Origin of the sequence: Kribbella sp. NPDC051586 (genome assembly GCF_044453965.1) — a bacterium.
Taxonomy (GTDB): domain Bacteria; phylum Actinomycetota; class Actinomycetes; order Propionibacteriales; family Kribbellaceae; genus Kribbella.
In genome coordinates this window covers 263,399-282,169 of record NZ_JBITDF010000003.1, presented here as the reverse complement: position 1 = coordinate 282,169, position 18,771 = coordinate 263,399, and the positions used below count along the sequence as shown (strand labels likewise).

The window sequence follows — 18,771 nt, the reverse complement described above, 5'->3', positions numbered from 1 at the left end:
GTCAGGTGCCGGGGTTGATGCAGGCGCCGATCACGAGCACGGATGCCTACCGCTACGTGTGGGACGGGCGGGTGCAGTTGTCCGGGCACTCGCCGTACGCGCATGTGCCGCTGGACGACTCGTTGGCGCAACTGCGCGATCCGGTGCTGTTTCCGGGGTTGTCGCCGGAGCAGAAGTCGGGTGTGACCGGTCCGCCGAAGGTCCCGACCGACCCGGCCGCGCTGACGAAGTACTCCGAGGACGACCCGCGGACGCGGATCAACCGGCCGTTGGTGCCGACGATCTACCCGCCGGTGGCGCAGGCGTATTTCACCGTGGTCGCGCTCTTCACACCCTGGTCGGCCGGCACGCTCGGACTGCAGATAGCGGCCGCATTGATCGCAATCGCACTCACCTGGCTACTCGCCGTACAAAACCCACGCTGGGCCGCCTTGTGGGGTTGGTCACCGATCGTTGCCCTCGAAGCAGGCAACGCCGCCCATGTCGACGTCCTCGCCGCCCTGCTCATCACGGCCGCCGTCATCACCGCCGCGAGACGCCCGAAACTCGCCGCCGTCCTGCTCGGCGCGGCCGGCAGCGTCAAACTCCTTCCCCTGCTCCTGCTGCCCGCGTTCCGCACCCGCCGCCCTGTCGTTGCCCTCGGCACCTTCATCGCCTCGTACGTCCCGCACGTCCTTGCCGTCGGCACCTTGGTGCTCGGGTTCCTGCCCGGCTACCTGAACCAGGAAGGGTTCGACGACGGCAGCTCGAGATCGGCGATTCTCGCGCTCCTGCTGCCTCCTGAGGCCCGGCAGGTCGCCGCCGCCATCCTCGCGCTCGCCCTCGCCGTACTCGCCTTCCACCGCGCGAAACGCGATCCGCCGGCCTTCACCTGCTGCTGGCTGTACGGCGCTGCGCTGCTGATCGCCACGCCGACGTACCCGTGGTACGGCCTCCCGTTGATCGCCCTCGCCGCGCTGGCCCACCGCCCCGAGTGGATCGCCGTACCGATCGCGGCGTACCTCGCCTACGCCAGCTTCGGCCACGACACCCGCCAGGGCCTGAGCTATCTCGCCGCCGCTGCCATCGTTGTCACCGCCATCACGATCCGTCGCCGATTCGTCGCGGAATCACGTTTGACTGACGACGGGTCGCCTGCCAACACTGGCGAGCGTGACGAAACGCATCGCCCTCGCGACCTCGGCCGAGCACGCTGAGTTGCACCCGAACGACCTCCCGCTCGTCGAAGCCCTCCGCACCGCGGGCGTCGACCCGGCGGCCGAGGTCTGGACCGACCCGTCGATCGACTGGTCGGCGTACGACGCCGTGCTGCTGCGGTCCGTCTGGGACTACCACCTGCGGTACGACGAGTTCACCGAGTGGCTCGCGCTCCTCGACAAGGCCGGCGTACCCGTGCTGAACGACTCCGGTCTGGTCCGCTGGAACGGCGACAAGCGGTACCTGCTCGAGCTCCGCGAGCGCGGCGTGGCGATCGTGCCCTCCCAGGTCGCGGCGGGTGCGTGCCTGCGCGAGGTGGTGACCGGGCTCGCCGGGCAGGAGATCGTGGTCAAGCCGACCGTCGGCGCGACCGCCCTGCACACCGTCCGCGGTGTCGCGGGCTCCGCCGAGCTCGACCAGGCGCTGGCCGAGCTGCCCGAGATCGTCTACCTCGTGCAGCCGTTCCAGCCGGAGATCGTCGCCGACGGCGAGTGGTCGCTGATCTTCGTCGACGGCGAGTTCACCCACGCGGTGGTCAAGCGCGCGGCCGAAGGCGACTACCGCGTCCAGGACGACTTCGGCGGCAGCGTCACGCCGACCGACCCGACGCCTGCCGTACTGGACGGGGCCCGCGCCGCGCTGGAGGCAGTCGGCCGGACGCCCGCGTACGCGCGCGTCGACGGCGTGGTCGTCAACGGCCGCTTCCTCCTGATGGAGCTCGAGCTGATCGAGCCGGAGCTGTTCTTCCCGCAGCACCCGGAAGCCGCGCACAAGCTCGCCGCCGCGATCGCCACCCGCGTCTAGCTCGCGGCCGACTCCGGACGGCCGCGCCGGCACGCGGCAGGGCATGTCTCGAAATGTGACCGGGTCACTGGACTTTTAAGGTCTGGGGTATGCCGACACTCGATGACATCCGCCAGGCCGCCCGGGACCTCGAGGGACGGATCCACCGCACGCCGATGCTGAGCTCGTCGGCGCTGGACGAACGGTTCGGCGCCGAACTGGTGCTCAAGGCGGAGCTCTTCCAGAAGACCGGCAGCTTCAAGGTCCGCGGTCTGCTGACCAAGCTGCTGCGGCTGACCGCCGAGGAGCGGGAACGCGGCGTGATCACCGTCTCGGCCGGAAACGCGGCCGGAGCGCTCGCCTGGGCCGCGCGGGACGCCGGCGTCCCGGCCACGGTCGTGATGGCGAAGACCGCCGTACCGGCGAAGGTCGACGCCGCCCGCGGGTACGGCGCGACCGTCGAGCTCGTCGAGGGCGACCTGATGGCGCAGTACGAGCGGATCAAGGACGATCGGCAGTTGACCGGCGTCCACCCATTCGACGACGAGGACGTGATCACCGGTCACGCGAGCCTCGGGCTGGAGTTGCTGGAGGACCGGCCCGACCTCGGCGCCGTGCTGGTACCGATGGGTGGCGGCGGGCTGATCTCGGGCGTCGCGACGGCGGTCAAGCTGGTGAAGCCGGAGATCCGCGTGATCGGGATCGAGCCCGCAGGCGCCGACGTGGTCAGCCGCAGCCTCGAGGCCGGTGAGCCCCAGAAGCTCCCGACCGCCCGGTCGATCGCAGACGGCCTCGCCGCGCCTGTCTGCGGGACCCGCAACTTCCCGCTCATCCAGCGGTACGTCGACCAGGTCGTCCGCGTCAGCGAGGACGCTCTGCTGGAGGCGACCCGACTGGTCATGTCACGGACCAAGCTCGCGCTCGAACCAGCAGCGGCCGCACCGTTCGCAGCGTTGCTGGAAGGCAGCATCCAGCTCGACGACGTCACCGCCACGGTCGTCAGTGGCGGCAACCTCGACGTCTCGAAGCTGATGCTCCAGCTCTAGGCAGGATCCAGCGCGGCGGCCAGTCTGGCCTGCGCCCGTGACCGTACGCCGTCGCTCGGATCGTCGACCAGGTCACCCCGGCGTACCGGGTCCTTCTCGGGCAGCAGGATGTCGCGAGAGACCACCAGCATCAGCCAGAGCGTGCCGGCCATCCGCAGGATCACGGAGAACCAGTAGATCCGGTCGGGCACCTGTGGGTCGCCGGGGGCCAGGAACTGGGCGAGATGCATCCACACCAGCATCCAGTAGAAGCACTCACAGGCCTGCCAGATCAGCCAGTCACGCAACCGCGGCCGGGCCAGCGCCACCAGCGGCAGCAGCCACAGCACGTACTGCGGCGAGTAGACCTTGTTGATCAGCAGGAACGCGGCCACGACCAGGAATGCCAACTGGGCGAACCGCGGCGGTCTGGGCGCCATCAACCCGAGGATCGCGATCGACAGACACAGCCCGGCGAAGATCACGATGTTGAGCTGGTTGACGTCCGCGACCTCGTGGTTGGCGAGCTTGAGGACGTACCAGATCGAGCCGTAGTCGCTCTCGCGCTGATCGTTGAACTGCCAGAACGACAGCCACTCGTTCTTCGCGAGTAGGTAGATCGGCGCGTTCACCAGGCCCCACGCGACGCCGGCCGCGATCGCCGCCTGGAACCACGGCCACAGCTTCCGGCCGCGGATGCACACGATCAGCAACGGCCCGAGCAGCAGGAACGGGTAGAACTTCGCCGCCGTCCCGAGGCCGAGCAAGATGCCGAACCACACGGGTCTACCGCGCGACCAGGCGAGCATTGCCCCGGCTGTCAGCGCGACCGCGAACAAGTCCCAGTTGATCGTCGAGGTCAGTGCGAGCACCGGCGCGGCAGCGACGTACAGCGCGTCCAGCGGTTGCCCACGTGCCGCACCCGGACGGGTCGCGACCCCGCGGGCCGTCGCGACGGTGCAGCCGACGATGACCAGCGCACACAGGAACAGCATCACCAGGTTGACCACGAAGAACACACCGGCCGTGGCGCGCTTCTGCTCGACGGAGATGTCCTTCTTCGGGTCGCCGGTCATCAGCCAGGTGATCCGCGCCGCGACCTCCATGAAGCCGCCGGTCAGCACCGGGTACTCGAGCACCGGGTAGTTGCCGGTGTCCAGGAACGGCCGGTTACCCTCCGCGAAACCGCGCTCCTGGTACAGGAACCCGATGTCGGAGTAGCACAGCGCCTTGAACGGCCGCCAGCTCTGCCGGTCCCAGCCGGCCTCCATGCACGGCGCCTTCTGCAGCACGCCGAGCCCGAAGGTGATCGTGCACACCGCGAGCGCGATCCGCAGCGGCGTCCACCACGAGGAACTGAGCCGGGCGAACCGCCCGGACGGCCCACCGAGCCCAACGGTCAGGCCGGCGAGCGCCGGATCAGCCTCCGACGGCGCCTGCGCGAGCTCGCGTTGTGGTCCGGTCACGGTGGGCATCATCTCCTATCGGCTCACCTTGCGACCACCAGAGGTTACCCACCCGTGCCCAGAGCGCCGCGCAGGCGTCCCCGCGCGGCGCGGGCCGCGCTCAGTCCGGCGGCTCCAGGTGTGCGAGCCAACTGGTGAGGATCGCCTCGAGCTGGGCACGCTGCTCCGCGGTGAGCGGCTCGAGGAGGCGCTGCTCGTTGGCCATGTGGGCGGTGAAGGCCTTGTCGATCAAGCGGCGGCCCGCCGGGGTCAGCCGGACCACACGGCCGCGCCCGTCGGCGTCGCTGCGGCGTCTCCGGACCAGACCGGCACTCTCGAGCCGGTCGACCCGCTTGGTGACCGCGCCCGTCGTCACCATCGTGTGCAGCGCGATCTCCCCCGGCGCCCGCTCGTACGGCGCCCCCGCCCGGCGCAGCGCGGCGAGTACGTCGAACTCCCCCTCGGACAGCCCGTACTTCGCGTACAGCAGCGTCAACTCGCCGGTCAACTGGTTCGCGATCCGGTGCAGCCGGCCGATGACACCCTGCGGACCGGTGTCGACATCCGGCCGCTCGGCCTGCCATTCCGCCTGGATCCTGGCCACGTGATCGGTCACGCCTTCCACTATATCTTCCCGGGAAGATATAGTGTTTTCCATGGAAGATACTTTCCGCTGGACCCTCGTCACCGCGATCGCGCCGATCGCCTGGGGCACGAACTACTTCGTCACCCACGAGTACCTGCCGGCCGGACACCCCTTGTACGGCGCCGTGTTCCGCGCCCTGCCGGCCGGATTCCTCCTGCTCTGCGTGGCCCGGCGTCTCCCCCGCGGCGTCTGGTGGTGGCGCTCGCTGCTGCTGGGCGTCTGCAACATGGGCGCGTTCTTCGCGCTGATCTACCTCGCGTCCCAGCTGCTCCCGGTCAGTCTCGCGTCGACGATCATGTCGGCGTCACCGCTGATGATGGCGCTGTTCGCCTGGGCACTGCTCGCTGAGCGACCGACCGTCCCGGTCCTCATCGGCGCCGCGACGGGAATCGCCGGCGTCTGCCTCCTCCTCGGCGCCGGCACGACCACGGTCGACCTCCGCGGCGTCGCCGCCTCGCTGGCCGCCCTGACCATGTCGTCCTGCGGCTACATCCTCGCCAAGAAGTGGGGACGCGCCGACGGCCCGATCGCGACCACCTCGTGGCAACTGATCGCCGGCGGCCTGGTGCTGATCCCGTTCGCGGTGATCTTCGAAGGCGCCCCACCCCACCTCGACCTGCCGGCCATCGGCGGCTTCGCGTACGTCGGACTGGTGGCGACCGCCGTGGCGTTCACCGCCTGGTTCACGGGTCTGCGCCATCTCAGTGCAGCGACCGTCGGCCTGATCGGGCTGCTCAACCCGGTGACCGGCGTACTGCTCGGCGTCCTGGTGTCAGGCGACGTGCTCACGCTCCGGCAGATGCTCGGACTGGCGCTCGTACTGTCCGGCATCACGCTGAGCCGTCCACGTCGCGGATCACGAGTTGAGGCCGGAAGGGCGGAGCCCTCTAAGGTTTATCGATGAACCTCGTGTGGCGCACCCCCGAGCTGACCCTCACCTTCGCGCTCGACGACGGCCCGGTGCGGCTGACCACCGGGACCGAACCGGAGAGCCAACCGCTGGTCGAGGTCTCCGCACTCGGCCACGGCCGCTCTCCCGGCACGAACCGCCACGTCGACACGATCATCGGCCGGCGCCTGCGGTACGTGACCCACGAGGACGCGGGCTCCACCCTACGGATCGTTCAGGAGGACGCCACCACCGGTCTGCGTGTCACCAGCGTCTTCGAGGCCGGAGCCGGCGTGCGGGCCTGGTCCGAGGCCGCCCTCACCGGTCCCGGCGAGCTCGTGCTCGACTTCCTCTCGTCCCTCGTCGTGGGCCTGGAGTCCGTCGACGCCGACCTGTACTCCGCCGCCAACGACTGGATGGCCGAGAACCGCTGGTCGGTGCAGTCCTTGCGCGCGGGTGGCGTAGCGCAGATCGTCCGCGACCCGCACTACCCGGTGTCGAAGAGCCGCCACGCCGTCACCAGCACCGGTTCGTGGTCGACCGGCGAGCGACTGCCGATCGGGGTCCTCGTCGGTACGTCGTACGCCCTCGGCTGGCAGATCGAGCACAACGGACCCTGGCACTACGAACTCGGCGAGAACCGGCACGGCGGATACCTCCTGCTCAGCGGACCCACCGACCAGGAACATCAGTGGACCGTCCGGCTGACCGGCGACGAGACGTTTGCGACGGTGCCGGTCTCGCTGGTCACCGGGACCGATCGCGACAGCGTCTTCGCCGCGCTCATCCGCCAGCGTCGCGCCGTACGGAAGCGCCGGCCGGTCGACGACCGGATGCCGGTGATCTTCAACGACTACATGAACACGTTGATGGGCGACCCGACCACCGAGAAGCTGCTCCCGCTCATCGACGCCGCGGCCGAGGTCGGCGCGGACTACTTCTGCATCGACGCCGGCTGGTACGCCGAGGGCGACTGGTGGAGCACCGTCGGCGCGTGGCAGCCGTCGACCACGCGCTTCCCCGGCGGGCTCGGTGAGGTGATCGACCGGATCCATCAGCGCGGCATGGTGCCCGGCCTCTGGCTCGAGCCCGAGGTGATCGGCGTCGACGCCCCGATCGCCCGCGAACTGCCTGACGACGCATTCCTCACCCGGCAGGGCATCCGGGTCGCCGAGCACGGCCGCTACCTCCTCGACCTGCGCAACCCGTTGGCGCGTCAGCACCTCGACGACACGGTCGACCGGCTCGTCACGGATTTCGGCATCGGCTTCTTCAAGTTCGACAACAACACGATGACCGGGCCCGGCACCGACAAGGGCGGTACGTCGCTCGGACACGGACTACTCGAACACCAGCGGGCGCTGCTCGACTGGCTCGATGCGCTGCAGGCACGGCATCCGGAACTGCTGATCGAGAACTGTGCGTCCGGTGCGATGCGGATGGACTACGCGATGCTGTCCCGGTTGCATCTGCAGTCCACCTCGGACCAGCAGCATCCCTTGCTCTACGCCCCGATCGCCGCGGCCGCGCCGGCTGCCGTACTGCCTGAGCAGGCCGGGCACTGGGCGTATCCGATCACCGGGACCACGCGCGAGGAGTTCACCCTCGCACTGGTGAACGGCATCCTCGGTCGCCTCTACCTGTCCGGCCACTTGAACCAGATGACCAGCGGCGAACTGGAGCTGGTCCGGTCCGCGCTGGCCGCGCATCGCGACGTACTGAAGGAGCTCGAGACTCTCGTCCCGTGCTGGCCGCTCGGCCTGCCGGAGTGGACCGACGAGTGGATCGTTCTCGGCCTCACCGGCTCTCGATCCACCTATCTGGCCGTGTGGCACCGGGGTGCCGGTCCGGCCGAGGTAACGATTCCGCTGGCGCGCGGGACCGCTTGTCCGATCTTCCCGACCGACGCCGACGGCTGGACCACCATCTGGTACGACGACACCCTGGTCGTCGCGACCGAGCTGGCCGAGCCGTCGGCGCGGGTCATCCGGGTGGATCAGCTGGACGACACGGAGTAGGAGTTGCTGGTGAAGTTCAGGCCGCCGGACGACGATGTGATCTCGAAGCCGAACTGGACCTCGCCGACCGTGGCGTCACCCATCCAGCCCTGACCGCGGATCCAGTTCAGGACGGCCTTCACGTCGACCGAGCCCGAGTTCGTGTTGGACGTGCGGAGGAAGGAGAACACCGCGTTGGCGCCGTTGCTGCCGCGGTAGACGTCCCAGGTGTGACCGCCGACGGAGACCGTGGTCTGCTTCGACCCGATCGCGCCGACCGCCCCCTGCTTGTTCATCCACAGCATGATCTCGTACGCGTTGTTGTCGGCCCAGATGTCGTACGTCGTCGCGTACGCGCCGCTGCCGGGCCGGGACACGTTGAAGTTGCTGGTCAGCGACCCGAGGGCGCTGACCCGCTTTCCGATGTTGCGGGCGGAGTGGGGGTACGCCTTCACGCCGCCGGTGTTCGGGTGGTCGGCCCAGACTCCCCAGTTGCTGTAGGAGTTGGCCCAGATCGTCTGCGCGCCGGCGCCACTGCCCCAGACGTCATTGCGAACGGTGTACCCGCCGTTGGACCAGGTTCCGAACTTGTCCGACGACGACCAGGCCGCCGCGTCGGCCGGTGCCGCGGTCACCAGACCGGCGGCCAGTACTGTCAGCACTGCTGTTGCTGCTTTCCACCATCTCGGCATTTCGTTTCCTCTCGTTGGGGCGAACGCAGGGGAAGAACCATGGGCGAGTGCAGGGGTATAAAGGGGTGTCGAAGCGCTTCGACTGGGGTAGAACTGGGGCAGGTTGACGAAAGGGAGTGCGATGGTCACGATCGCGGACGTCGCCCGGCATGCCGGGGTCGCGGCCAGCACGGTGTCCTACGTGCTCAGCGGGAAGCGGACGATCTCGACCGACACCCGCGAGCGCGTGCAGCGCAGCGTCCACGCGCTCGGCTACCGGCCGAACGCGAGTGCCCGGGCGCTGGCCAGCCAGCGGTCCAACGTGCTCGCGCTGGTGATCCCGCTGCGGACCGGTATGCACGTCCCGGTGATGATGCAGTTCGCCACCGCGGTCGTGACCACGGCCCGCCGGTTCGATCACGACGTACTGCTGCTGACCGCCGACGAAGGACCGGACGGGCTGGAGCGGGTCGCGCAGAGTTCGCTGGTGGACGCGCTCGTCGTGATGGACGTCGAGCTGCACGACGAGCGGGTCCCGGTGCTGCGCGAGCTGCCGATGCCGTCGGTGCTGATCGGGTACCCCGACGACGCCGACGGCCTGACCTGCATCGACCTGGACTTCGTTGCCGCCGGCGCGCATTGCGTCGACCACCTGGCCGACCTCGGCCACCGTTCGCTGGCACTCCTCGGTACGCCGTCCGCCGTCTACGAACGCCAGACCGGGTTCGCCCAGCGGACGCTCACCGGATTCGTCGAGGCGGCCGAACGCCGTGGGGTGCTCGGGGTGGAAACGCCGTGTGAGCACACCTTCGACGCGATCCTGCACACCGTCGAGGAACTCCTCAGCGACCATCCCGACATCACCGGACTCGTCGTCCAGAACGAGCCGATCATCGGCCCGCTCCTCGACGTCCTGCGCCGTCTGGGCCGCCGCGTCCCGGAGGACATGTCGGTGGTCGCGATCTGCGCGGACGACGTCGCCGAGCGGCAGGTCCCCCAGTTGTCGTCGGTCAGCATCCCGGCGGAACGGATCGGCGACCAGGCGGTCGAGTCGCTGATCACGAAGCTCGAGGGCGGCGACGTACCCGGGCTGACCCTGGTCCCGCCGACGCTGACCGCCCGCGGCAGCAGCGGCCGTCACGTCGACCTCACCACCGCATAACCGCCGGCCGGGACCGGGAGCTCGCCGGCCACCAACTCGCCCGCATCCGGTACGGCGAACTCTGCGTCTCCGTGGTTGAACAGGAAGGTCCAGGTGGTGTCGCCGGAGCGTCGCCGTACGACCTCCACCGGCGACGCCGACAGATCGAACACGTGGGCCGCGGTTGCATCGTCCAGCTCGGTCGACACGTACCACGCACTACCCGCGCCGACCTGATGGCGCGTGATTGCAGGCTCCCCGTCCAGCACTCCCCCGGCGTACCGATCGACGACCTCGGCCGACACCGCGTGGACGTGCTCACTCCACAAGCGCCCGCGGCCGCCGGAGGAAAGGACGACCTCGCCGTCCTCCGGCAGCGGATGGAACTCCTCGACGCGCACCCCGAGCAGCTCGGTGAACGCACCGGGATACCGAATCCTCAGGTCAGGATCGACAATCCCGCTGAAGTACCCGACGACCAGCTGCCCGCCGCTGTCCACGTAAGCGGCGAGCGCGGCCGCGGCCTCGTCCGAGATCAGATAGAGCGACGGCACGACCACCAGCCGGTACGACGACAGGTCCGCGGCCGGCGCCGCGAAGTCGACCGTGAGGCCCGCGTGCCAGAACCGCCGGTGTGCCGACCGGACCGCCGCCAGGTAGTCCAGCGACGACGACGGCAGGTGGGTGCCTTGCATCGCCCACCAGCACTCGACGTCCCAGAGGATCGCGACGTCGGCCTCAACGTTGCTCCCGGCAATCTCAGCCAGGTGCGGCAGTTCCGATCCGAGCTTGGCGATCTCCCGGAACATCCGGCTGTCCGGGCCCGCGTGCGGCACCATCGCCGAGTGGAACATCTCCGCGCCACCCCGGGAAGCGCGCCATTGGAAGAACAGCGCACCCTGCGAGCCGCGGGCGACGTGGGACAAGCTGTGTCGCGCCATCCGCCCCGGCTCCTTCGCGTGCAGCCGGTGCCCGGTATTGAGCGTGCCGGCCGCCTGCTCCATCAACAGCCACGGCTTCCCGCCGGCCCACCCGCGCGCCAGGTCCGCACCGAACGCGGTCTGCTCCTCGGCCCCGATCCCGGCCTGGTCCGGATAGTGGTCAATGGCAACGACATCGACCTCGGCGGCCCAGCGCGCATGGTTCACCGGTACCCAGTTGCCGAACACGAAGTTCGTCGTCACCGGCAACGCCGATGCCTTCCGCAACTCCGTCTTCTGCTCCAGATACGCGGCCAGCAGCTCGTCCGACCAGAAGCGCCGGAAGTCCAGGTACTGCGTCGGATTCACCAGGTACTGCGTCTTGCGCGGCGGCTCGATGTCCGTCCACTCGGCGTAGCCCTGACTCCAGAAGGCGGTCGTCCACGCCTCGTTCAATCGGTCGAGCGTGCCGTACCGCTCCTGCAGCCACTCGCGGAATCGCGCCGCAGCCAACGAGCAGTGGCAGACCGTCCCGTACTCGTTGTGCACGTGCCACATCGCCAGCGCCGGATGATCGTGGTACCGCTCCGCCAACGCCCGAGCGATCCCCCGCGCTGCTCCGCGATACGCCGGCGCGCACGCGCAGTACGTGTCCCGGCTGCCATGCGTGAGCCGCACGCCGTCCGCGGTGACCGGCAGCGCCTCGGGGTGCAGCCGGCTGAACCACGGCGGCGGCGACGCGGTCGGCGTAGCGAGGTCGACGCTGACGCCACCGTCGTACAACTGGTCGAGCACCTGGTCCAGCCAGGTGAAGTTGTACTGCCCCGGCGACGGTTCCAGGGTCGACCAGGAGAAGACGCCGACGGTCACCAGGTTCACGCCGGCCTGACGCATCAGGTCGACGTCCTCCTTCCACACCGCCGGATCCCACTGCTCCGGGTTGTAGTCGCCGCCATACCAGAGTCTCGTCATGCCGGCTCCCCGTACGGGATCCCGAAGCCATTGGTGGACAGGTACACCCGCCCGTACACCCGCGGATCGCCCGCGATCGCGTCACCGGTGGACGCGTACTGATGCCGGTCGTCGTTCACCCGCACCCACGACGCGCCGCTGTCGTCCGACCGGAACACCCCACGGACACCGGCCACCTTCCCCGACGTGTACGCGGCCATGTCCCGGTGGCGGGGCGCGGCCTTGCCGAAGCCGATGGTGTGGGCCTCCTCGATCGATGTCACGTGAATGTACGTTAGCCCGCTGTCGATCGACCGATACAGCCCACCGGCGCCGGCCGCCAGCCAGCAGTGCCCCGCCCGATCGAGCACGGTCTCCAGCTTCCCGGCGCCGGTCGGCAGACCACTCGCGGTCGCGGTGAAGGCGGCGCCGCCGTTCGTGCTCACGTACGCCGTACCGGTAGCCGGGTCGAACCCGTAGAACACCCGGCCGTCGACCCGATCACCGACCACCACGGCCTTGACCGGCAGACCCGTGACCGCGGTCCATGTCGCACCACGATCGCGCGAGTAGTGCGCGACCAGGTCGTCCGGCGCCCAGATGATCGTCCGTGCGTCGCTGCCCACCGCGATCCGGCCGGGTTGCGTCATCGGCGCCGGCTCGCCGGCGAACGGCTGCCAACTGACTCCGGCATCGGTCGAGTAGGCGCCGCGCTCCCCCGCGTTCGCGTTCGCCAGCCGAACCACGAATCCCGGTGCTCGGGCGGCGTAGTCCAGGCTCGGCGAGGTTCCACTGACCGGATTCGACGCCTGTCCGTCCGGCGGCACCCGGTCCAGCCGGTCGTGCCGGTACACCCCGATATCGCCGAGCGCGCTGATCAACGGCGGTCCCCAGGGCGGACTGATCAGGTCGAGGACGGCGGTCTCCTCCAGGCCCTGCGCACGGACCGACCAGTGGGTACTGCGACCCGCCTCGGCCTCGGTCGCGTCGTCGGTGCCGAAGATCGTCGCACCGGTGACGTAGAGAACCTTGCCGGAGTCGAACGGGTCGATCGAGATGTCGCCGATCATCCAGCCGAGCTTCGGCGTCGCGTGGAAGTTCAGGTACGGCGCTCCCGACGTGTCGAGCACGATCCGCTCGCCGATCGAGGACCAGGTCCGGCCGCCGTCCACCGATCGGAAGATGTCGTCCACCGGACCCCATCGGCCCATCGTCGCCACCATCACGGTGCCGGGCCGACGCGGATCCGTGGCAAGGCCGGCGTACCCGAACCCGGCCTCCCCGCCGGTGTTCGGGCGCAGCGGGGTGATGTCGGTCCATTCGCCGGTGGCGGTGTCCAGCTTGTGCACAGCACCGTCGTACATCTCGTACGGTCCCGGCAGGTCGCCGTAGCTGACGTAGATGTTGCCATCAGCCCCTAATTCACCGTGGTGTGGCAACAGTCCGGTCGGTTGGCCGGCGATCCGCGCCCAGGTCGCACCGGCGTCGGTGCTGCGGTACAAGCCGCCCGCGGCATCGGTCACGCCCGCGTAAACCGTGCCGTCGCGTGGGTCGAAGAAGACGAAGCCGATCCCTAGACCAGGCGTGCCGGTGTCCGGGAAGCCGTCGACCCGCGCCCAGGTGACACCGCGATCGCCGCTGCGCCACAGCCCCTGGCTGCGGGTCCCGAGGAACAGGGTCCGGCCGTCGTGCGGATCGACGGCCAGCCGCTCACCCATCGAACGGCCGGGCTCGTTGCCGCCGAGCTTGAACGGCAGGTCGGTCCGTACGAACGTCCGGCCCTGGTCACCGGAGCGGAGGATCGCGCCGTTGATCGGAGACCACTCGTTGGTATAGGTGCCGACGGCAAGGTACAGCCGTCGTGGGTCGGCCGGGTCGACGGCGAGACTCTCGACGCCGGTCCAGTTCCACTCGTCCCAGCCGATCCAATGCAGCAGTTGCACCCACCGCTGGGTGCGGTTGTCGAACCTGACCGCACCCCCGATGTCGGTGCGCGCGTAGACGAGCCCGCGCTGGCCCGGATGGTGAGTGATTCCGGTGACGAAGCCGCCGCCGACGATCTCGACGTTCCGCCAGCGATACCTGTTCGACGCCGCGGCCTGGGCGTGGCCGGCGGTTGCCGCGAGCATCGCCGTACCGGTGCCGAGGGCAAGGAACTGCCGTCGCGTGCTCATCCCTTCACCGCGCCGATGATGACGCCCTTGGTGAAGTGGCGCTGGATGAACGGGTAGACGAGGAGGACCGGGACGATCGCGATCACGACGATCGCCATCTTGATGGCCAGACCGGGGGCGGGCTGCAGGCCGAGGCCGGTGCCGGTCGCCACGCCGCCGGCACCGGTCGGCAGCGGCTGTTGCTGCACGATGTACGTCCGCAGCACCATCTGCAGCGGCCACTTGTTGTTGTCGTTGATGTAGAGCAGCGCGTTGAAGAAAGCGTTCCAGTAGCCGACCGCGTAGAACAGGCCCACGACCGCGACCACGGCCTTCGACAGCGGCATCACGATCCGGCGGAGGATGGCGAACTCGCCGGCACCGTCGATCCGCGCGCTGTCGATCAGCTCGCCCGGGATGCCCATGAAGAACGAGCGCATGACGATCAGGTTGAACGCCGAGATCGCGGTCGGCAGGATCAGCGACGCGTAGTGGTCGATCAGGCCGAGCGAGTTCACCAGCAGATAGCTCGGAATGATGCCCGGCCCGAACAGGAACGTCAGCAGGACGACGAACAGCAGCGGCCGATGGAACAACGACCCCGGCCGCGACAGGCCGTACGCCGCCAGCACGGTGATCCCGAGACTGAACGCCGTACCGACGGCTGTGATCAACACGCTGATCAGCAGCGCCCTCGTGACCACTCCACCGGACAGCAGTTGCACGTACGCCGCCACGGTCAGCTCGCGTGGTACGACGACCAACCCGCCGGCGCGGGTCACCGCTTCCGTGCTGGACAGACTTGTCACCACGACGACGTACAGCGGGAACGCGACCGCCAGGGCGATCAGCATCAGCACGACCGGCTTGCTCAGCCTGCCGATCGCGGTCGGTTCCTCTTCCCAGACAGCCCTTGCGGTCATGAGCGCGAATACACCCCCTGCTCGCCCACCAGGTGGGCGAATCGGTTGGCCACCAGGACCAGGACGAGGCCGATCACTCCTTTGAAGAGACCGGCGGCGGCGCCGTACCCGAAGTCGCCGACGAGCAGGCCCTGGTAGTACACGTACGTGTCGAGCACCTCGGCGGCGCCTCCGCCGACGGCGCTGCGTTGCAGGATGAACTGCTCGAAGCCGACCGTCAGCGCGTCGCCGAGGCGGAGGATCAGGAGCAGGACGATCACCGGGCGCAGGCCGGGCAGCGTGATGTGCCAGAGCCGGCGCCATCGGTTCGCTCCGTCGGCCGCAGCGGCCTCGTAGAGAGCTGGGTTGATGGTGGACAGGGCGGCCAGGAACACGATCATCCCCCAGCCGGCGTCCTTCCAGACCGACTGCGCGGTGACCAGCAGGATGAATGTGTCCGGCTTCGTCATCAGGTCGATCGCCGAGTGTCCGTGGTCCCGCAGCATCTGCGCGAGCAGGCCGGCGCCGCCGATCATCTGCTGGAACAACGACACGACGAGCACCCAGGAGAAGAAGTGCGGCAGGTACACCACACCCTGGATGACGTTGCGCAGCTTGGCCGACAGCACGCTGTTCAGCAGCAGGGCCAGTCCGATCGGGATCGGGAAGAAGAACACCAACTGGACCGCGGTGATCGAGAGTGTGTTCGCCACCGCCCGCCAGAACGCCGGCTCGGAGAACATCCGGCTGAAGTTCGCGAACCCGATGAAGTCACTCCCCCGGATCCCGGCGTACGGCGAGTAGTCCTGGAAAGCGATCACGTTGCCGAGCGTCGGAAAATAGTGGAAGACGCCGAGCAGCACGATCACCGGCAGCACCATCACCAGCAACGGCCAGTCCCGGCGGAACCGGTGCCGGAACCGCATGCCAGTGGGCTTTTGAGACCTCACCGGAGCAGCCTGCCGGGCTGCCCGCTCCGGAGGCTTAACGACCGTTGTCACTGAGGACCTTGGCGTAGAAGTCACGGCCTTCGTTGCCGCCGTTGGTCTGCCATTGTTTGACCGCCGTCTTCAGCTCGCTGACCGGCTTGCGGCCGCGGAAGATGTCTTGGAGCGCGTCGTCGAAAGGCTGGTTCAGCGCCGCCATCTTGGCCGGTTGCTCGACCCGGATCCCGTCGAAGAGGTTCTTCTCGCGGACCTTCGCCGCCGCGTTCTGCCAGGCACTCATCGACTGCACGTACCCGGGGTACTCGCTCTCGGTGATCGCCGTCGGCCGGCCACCCAGGAAGATGTACGTCTGCGAGACCTCCTTCTGGCCGAGTGTGGTGAGCTTCGGAGCGCCGGAGGCCTGCTTCACGTAGTGCTTGCCCTCGACCCCGTAGTTGTAGAGCACGTACTCCTCCGTTCCGAACGGCGCCGACGTGTAGTTCATGACGCCGAGCAGCTCCTTCACCCGCTGCTCGCCGACCCCCTTCTTCACGAAGGTGAAGATGCCGGCCGGATCGCCGCCCCACGTGATCGGCGCACCGCCGTCGTGAGCGAACGGCATCACCGGCTGCGGATCGAACTTCGGGTTGATCGTCTGCTGCCGCTGCAACGCCTCGTGCCAGCCGCCCAGCCCGTTCTGCCGGATCACGAACTTGCCGCCCTCGAACAGCGCGTTCTCGTCCGCGCCGGCGTTCGCGACCACCTCCGGATGCACGTACCCCGACTGGAACAGCTTGCGGACGAACGCCACCGACGCCTCGAACTCCGGGGTCTCGATCTTGTTCACCAGCTTGCCGCTGGAGTCCTTGCGCCAGCCGCCCGGCGCCCCGAACATCCGGGCCATCTCGTCGGCGACCGAGCCGAACGCCCACCGGCCCGCCTTGGCGTCGGTCAGCTGCTTGCCCAGCGCGAGTACCTCGTCGGCGTTCTTCGGCGGCTGCGCGCCGACCTGCTCGAAGATGTCCTTGCGGTAGAACAGCGCCCACGGGAACCCGTCCGACGGGAACGGCACCGCCTTCAGCTGCGAGTTCCAGACGCCGTACGCCCAGGCCCGGGTCGGCAGGTTGGCCAGCATCGGGTACGCCGCCGCCTTGTCGCCGGCCAGGTACGGCGTGAGGTCCTCGAACAGCTTGTCGACGGCCTGACCGAACCGAGTCAGCCCGGAGATGTTCCAGCCCGGGATGCAGAGCAGCTCGGGCACGTTGCCGGCCGCAAGGATCGGGCCGAGCTTGTCGCCGTAGTCGTTGCCGTTGAGGATGTTGAACCGGACCGGCGCCCCGATCCGCTCGTTGTTCGCGTCGTAGTAGGAGTTCTTGCCGAGGCCGGGCGGCATCGGGCTCCACAGCGGCGTCATCGCCGAGACTTCCTTGCCGCTCGGCACCATCTTGTCGGGCACGGCCCGCTTCAGCTCGCTCGGATAGTGCGAGAAGCCGGGCGAGGCGCCGTTCTCGCCGGGCAGGTCCGGCGTCACCGGCTCGTACGCGATGTACTTCGGCAGCAGGCCGGACAACTTGTCCTCGGTCTCGGCCCGGCCGGTCGTGCTGGATCCCGCGCTGCCGTTGGAGCAGCCGGTCAGCGAGACCCCACCGGCAGCAGCGGCCGCACCCGCGCCGAGCAGGGAGATGAACGTCCGGCGGCTGGCTCCGCCACGCACTGGTCCAGTCACTGTGGATCCCCTAGAATTAGTTGGGCTGGTAGCCAAACAAATTAGCTCAGTGCCGAGCAGCCGACAAGGTGTAGAACTGACCCAGGACTCGATCGAGGGACGGACCTTGACCACACAGACCGCGGACCACACCCACATCCGCGCGACCAACCAGGCCGCGGTGCTGGGCTACCTGCGCCGCGAGGCACCCTGCTCGCGGGCCGCGATCGCCACCGGGACCGGCCTCAACAAGGCGACCGTGACCAGCATCGTCGGGGACCTGCTCGATCGCCGGCTGGTGCGCGAGACCCAGCAGACCCAGAACCATGTCGGCCGCCCGGCGACCCTGCTGGTGCTCGACGGGTCGGCGTACGCGACGATCGGGCTCGAGGTCAGCGCCCGCGGCCTGACCGCGCTCGGCTCCGACACGGCCGGAGAGCAGGTACTGCGCTGGCACCGCGCCGGACCCGGGGTCGACGCCGGACCGGCGAAGACGATCGCGGCGCTGGCGACGCTGGCCCGCCGGGCAGTGACCGCGGTGCAGTCGTCGGGCCGGCGGGTGCTCGGGATCACGGTGGGTGTGCCCGGGCTCGTCAACCGCGACGGCGCCGTCGTACTGGCGGCCGGCCTGGGGTGGCGCGACGTGCCGATGCGGGCGGAGCTCGCGGCGGCGCTCGGGCGGCCGGACATCCCACTCACGGTCGACAACGACGCGTCGCTGGGCGTGCTGGCCGAGCATCTCTACGGCCCACAGGCCGGGACGGCCAACCTGATCCGGCTCACCGGCGACACCGGCGTCGGCGCCGGCATCATCGCCGACGGCAAGCCGCTGGAAGGTCACCTCGGGTACGTCGGGGAGATCGGCCACCTGCGCCTGGTCCCTGACGGGCCGCGCTGTGGTTGCGGCCGGAGGGGCTGCCTCGAGGCGCTGGCGAGCCTGCCGTCGATCCTGGCGCGGACGGACGTGTCCGACAGCGATCCTCAGCTCCAGCTGGAGGAGCTGATCCGGCGCGCCGATGCCCAGGAGACCCCCGTGACACAGGTCCTCGCCGAAGCCGGTGCGTACCTGGGCCAGGGCATCGCCGCGCTGGTCAACGTCCTCAACCCCGAGGTCGTCCTCCTCGGCGGGGCCTACGCCCTGCTCGCCGACCATCTCACGCCCGCCCTCGACAAGGCCCTTCGCGAAGCCACCATCGCACCCGACGCCGGCGGCTGCACGGTCCTCGCCTCCACCCTCCCCGACACCGCCACTCCCCTGGGCGCCACCGCCCAGGCGCTCGCCCCGCTCACCCGAGGCCAACTGCCTGCCTACTAGCCCCGAAAGCGCCTCCCTGAGCGACCCGCCCCAGGTCTTGACCGTCGGCGCTCGGGATGCAACCCTCTGTTCACGCCCGATCTGTCGAAGCGCTTCGATCAACCG

The 18,771-nt window shown here is 69.1% G+C and carries 15 protein-coding genes; 7 read left to right on the top strand and 8 right to left on the bottom strand.

Annotated elements, in window-relative coordinates; genetic code table 11:
• Positions 1-17 precede the first annotated feature (17 nt).
• The 3 genes from ACIA58_RS20240 (at position 18) to ACIA58_RS20230 (ending at position 3,026) form a co-directional block, all read left to right on the top strand.
• A complete protein-coding gene (locus tag ACIA58_RS20240; RefSeq protein WP_396405257.1) occupies positions 18-1,196 on the top strand; it encodes a glycosyltransferase 87 family protein in 1,179 nt (392 codons plus the stop codon).
• On the top strand, positions 1,153-2,001 hold the full coding sequence (locus ACIA58_RS20235) for a RimK family alpha-L-glutamate ligase (RefSeq protein WP_396405256.1): 849 nt from the start codon (positions 1,153-1,155) through the stop codon (positions 1,999-2,001). Before ACIA58_RS20240 ends, ACIA58_RS20235 begins: the two co-directional genes overlap by 44 nt.
• Before the next feature lie 89 nt (positions 2,002-2,090).
• A complete protein-coding gene (locus ACIA58_RS20230; protein WP_396405255.1) occupies positions 2,091-3,026 on the top strand; it encodes a threonine/serine dehydratase in 936 nt (311 codons plus the stop codon).
• Here ACIA58_RS20230 and ACIA58_RS20225 read toward each other — a convergent pair.
• Both ACIA58_RS20225 and ACIA58_RS20220 read right to left on the bottom strand, forming a co-directional pair.
• Positions 3,023-4,480 carry a glycosyltransferase family 87 protein gene (locus tag ACIA58_RS20225; protein WP_396406490.1) on the bottom strand — a complete coding sequence of 486 codons (1,458 nt, stop codon included), beginning with the start codon at positions 4,478-4,480 and terminating at the stop codon, positions 3,023-3,025. The genes ACIA58_RS20230 and ACIA58_RS20225 overlap by 4 nt on opposite strands.
• Before the next feature lie 91 nt (positions 4,481-4,571).
• Positions 4,572-5,066, bottom strand: coding sequence for a MarR family winged helix-turn-helix transcriptional regulator (locus tag ACIA58_RS20220; protein WP_396405254.1), 495 nt, complete (start codon positions 5,064-5,066; stop codon positions 4,572-4,574).
• Between the two features lie 40 nt (positions 5,067-5,106).
• Between ACIA58_RS20220 and ACIA58_RS20215 the strand changes: the two genes are divergently transcribed.
• Entirely contained in the window at positions 5,107-6,000 is an 894-nt protein-coding gene (locus ACIA58_RS20215) for a DMT family transporter (protein ID WP_396405253.1), read from the top strand.
• On the top strand, positions 5,997-8,003 hold the full coding sequence (locus tag ACIA58_RS20210) for a glycoside hydrolase family 36 protein (RefSeq protein ID WP_396405252.1): 2,007 nt from the start codon (positions 5,997-5,999) through the stop codon (positions 8,001-8,003). The genes ACIA58_RS20215 and ACIA58_RS20210 overlap by 4 nt, the downstream gene beginning before the upstream one ends.
• Here the strand turns inward: ACIA58_RS20210 and ACIA58_RS20205 are convergent.
• Positions 7,982-8,674 (bottom strand): hypothetical protein, encoded by a 693-nt coding sequence (locus tag ACIA58_RS20205; RefSeq protein ID WP_396405251.1) that lies wholly within the window; start codon positions 8,672-8,674, stop codon positions 7,982-7,984. The two genes, ACIA58_RS20210 and ACIA58_RS20205, sit on opposite strands and share 22 nt — an antisense overlap.
• Positions 8,675-8,795: 121 nt before the next feature.
• Here ACIA58_RS20205 and ACIA58_RS20200 point away from each other — a divergent pair, with 121 nt between their 5' ends.
• The gene (locus tag ACIA58_RS20200) at positions 8,796-9,815 is read left to right on the top strand and encodes a LacI family DNA-binding transcriptional regulator (RefSeq protein WP_396405250.1); all 1,020 of its coding nucleotides are present in this window, start codon (positions 8,796-8,798) and stop codon (positions 9,813-9,815) included.
• Here ACIA58_RS20200 and ACIA58_RS20195 read toward each other — a convergent pair.
• Genes ACIA58_RS20195 through ACIA58_RS20175 form a run of 5 tightly spaced genes read right to left on the bottom strand, consistent with a single transcriptional unit; the run spans position 9,791 to position 17,372 of the window.
• Positions 9,791-11,686 carry a beta-galactosidase gene (locus ACIA58_RS20195; protein WP_396405249.1) on the bottom strand — a complete coding sequence of 632 codons (1,896 nt, stop codon included), beginning with the start codon at positions 11,684-11,686 and terminating at the stop codon, positions 9,791-9,793. The two genes, ACIA58_RS20200 and ACIA58_RS20195, sit on opposite strands and share 25 nt — an antisense overlap.
• Positions 11,683-13,839, bottom strand: a complete 2,157-nt coding sequence (locus ACIA58_RS20190) for a carbohydrate-binding protein (RefSeq protein ID WP_396405248.1) — start codon at positions 13,837-13,839, stop codon at positions 11,683-11,685. Before ACIA58_RS20190 ends, ACIA58_RS20195 begins: the two co-directional genes overlap by 4 nt.
• Complete coding sequence (locus ACIA58_RS20185) at positions 13,836-14,741, bottom strand: carbohydrate ABC transporter permease (protein WP_396405247.1); 906 nt, start codon at positions 14,739-14,741, stop codon at positions 13,836-13,838. Before ACIA58_RS20185 ends, ACIA58_RS20190 begins: the two co-directional genes overlap by 4 nt.
• Complete coding sequence (locus ACIA58_RS20180; protein WP_396405246.1) at positions 14,738-15,646, bottom strand: ABC transporter permease; 909 nt, start codon at positions 15,644-15,646, stop codon at positions 14,738-14,740. Before ACIA58_RS20180 ends, ACIA58_RS20185 begins: the two co-directional genes overlap by 4 nt.
• A gap of 58 nt (positions 15,647-15,704) precedes the next feature.
• Complete coding sequence (locus ACIA58_RS20175; RefSeq protein ID WP_396405245.1) at positions 15,705-17,372, bottom strand: ABC transporter substrate-binding protein; 1,668 nt, start codon at positions 17,370-17,372, stop codon at positions 15,705-15,707.
• 49 nt (positions 17,373-17,421) lie between these two features.
• Here ACIA58_RS20175 and ACIA58_RS20170 point away from each other — a divergent pair, with 49 nt between their 5' ends.
• The gene (locus ACIA58_RS20170) at positions 17,422-18,666 is read left to right on the top strand and encodes an ROK family protein (RefSeq protein WP_396405244.1); all 1,245 of its coding nucleotides are present in this window, start codon (positions 17,422-17,424) and stop codon (positions 18,664-18,666) included.
• Positions 18,667-18,771 lie beyond the last annotated feature (105 nt).

Bases quoted from the DNA above. Each gene is read 5' to 3' on its own strand.
- ACIA58_RS20240 (WP_396405257.1), top strand. From the start codon at position 18: ATGCAGGCGCCGATCACGAGCACGGATGCCTACCGCTACGTGTGGGAC.
- ACIA58_RS20230 (WP_396405255.1), top strand. From the start codon at position 2,091: ATGCCGACACTCGATGACATCCGCCAGGCCGCCCGGGACCTCGAGGGA.
- ACIA58_RS20225 (WP_396406490.1), bottom strand. From the start codon at position 4,480: ATGCCCACCGTGACCGGACCACAACGCGAGCTCGCGCAGGCGCCGTCG.
- ACIA58_RS20215 (WP_396405253.1), top strand. From the start codon at position 5,107: ATGGAAGATACTTTCCGCTGGACCCTCGTCACCGCGATCGCGCCGATC.
- ACIA58_RS20210 (WP_396405252.1), top strand. From the start codon at position 5,997: ATGAACCTCGTGTGGCGCACCCCCGAGCTGACCCTCACCTTCGCGCTC.
- ACIA58_RS20205 (WP_396405251.1), bottom strand. From the start codon at position 8,674: ATGCCGAGATGGTGGAAAGCAGCAACAGCAGTGCTGACAGTACTGGCC.
- ACIA58_RS20200 (WP_396405250.1), top strand. From the start codon at position 8,796: ATGGTCACGATCGCGGACGTCGCCCGGCATGCCGGGGTCGCGGCCAGC.
- ACIA58_RS20195 (WP_396405249.1), bottom strand. From the start codon at position 11,686: ATGACGAGACTCTGGTATGGCGGCGACTACAACCCGGAGCAGTGGGAT.
- ACIA58_RS20190 (WP_396405248.1), bottom strand. From the start codon at position 13,839: ATGAGCACGCGACGGCAGTTCCTTGCCCTCGGCACCGGTACGGCGATG.
- ACIA58_RS20185 (WP_396405247.1), bottom strand. From the start codon at position 14,741: ATGACCGCAAGGGCTGTCTGGGAAGAGGAACCGACCGCGATCGGCAGG.
- ACIA58_RS20180 (WP_396405246.1), bottom strand. From the start codon at position 15,646: ATGCGGTTCCGGCACCGGTTCCGCCGGGACTGGCCGTTGCTGGTGATG.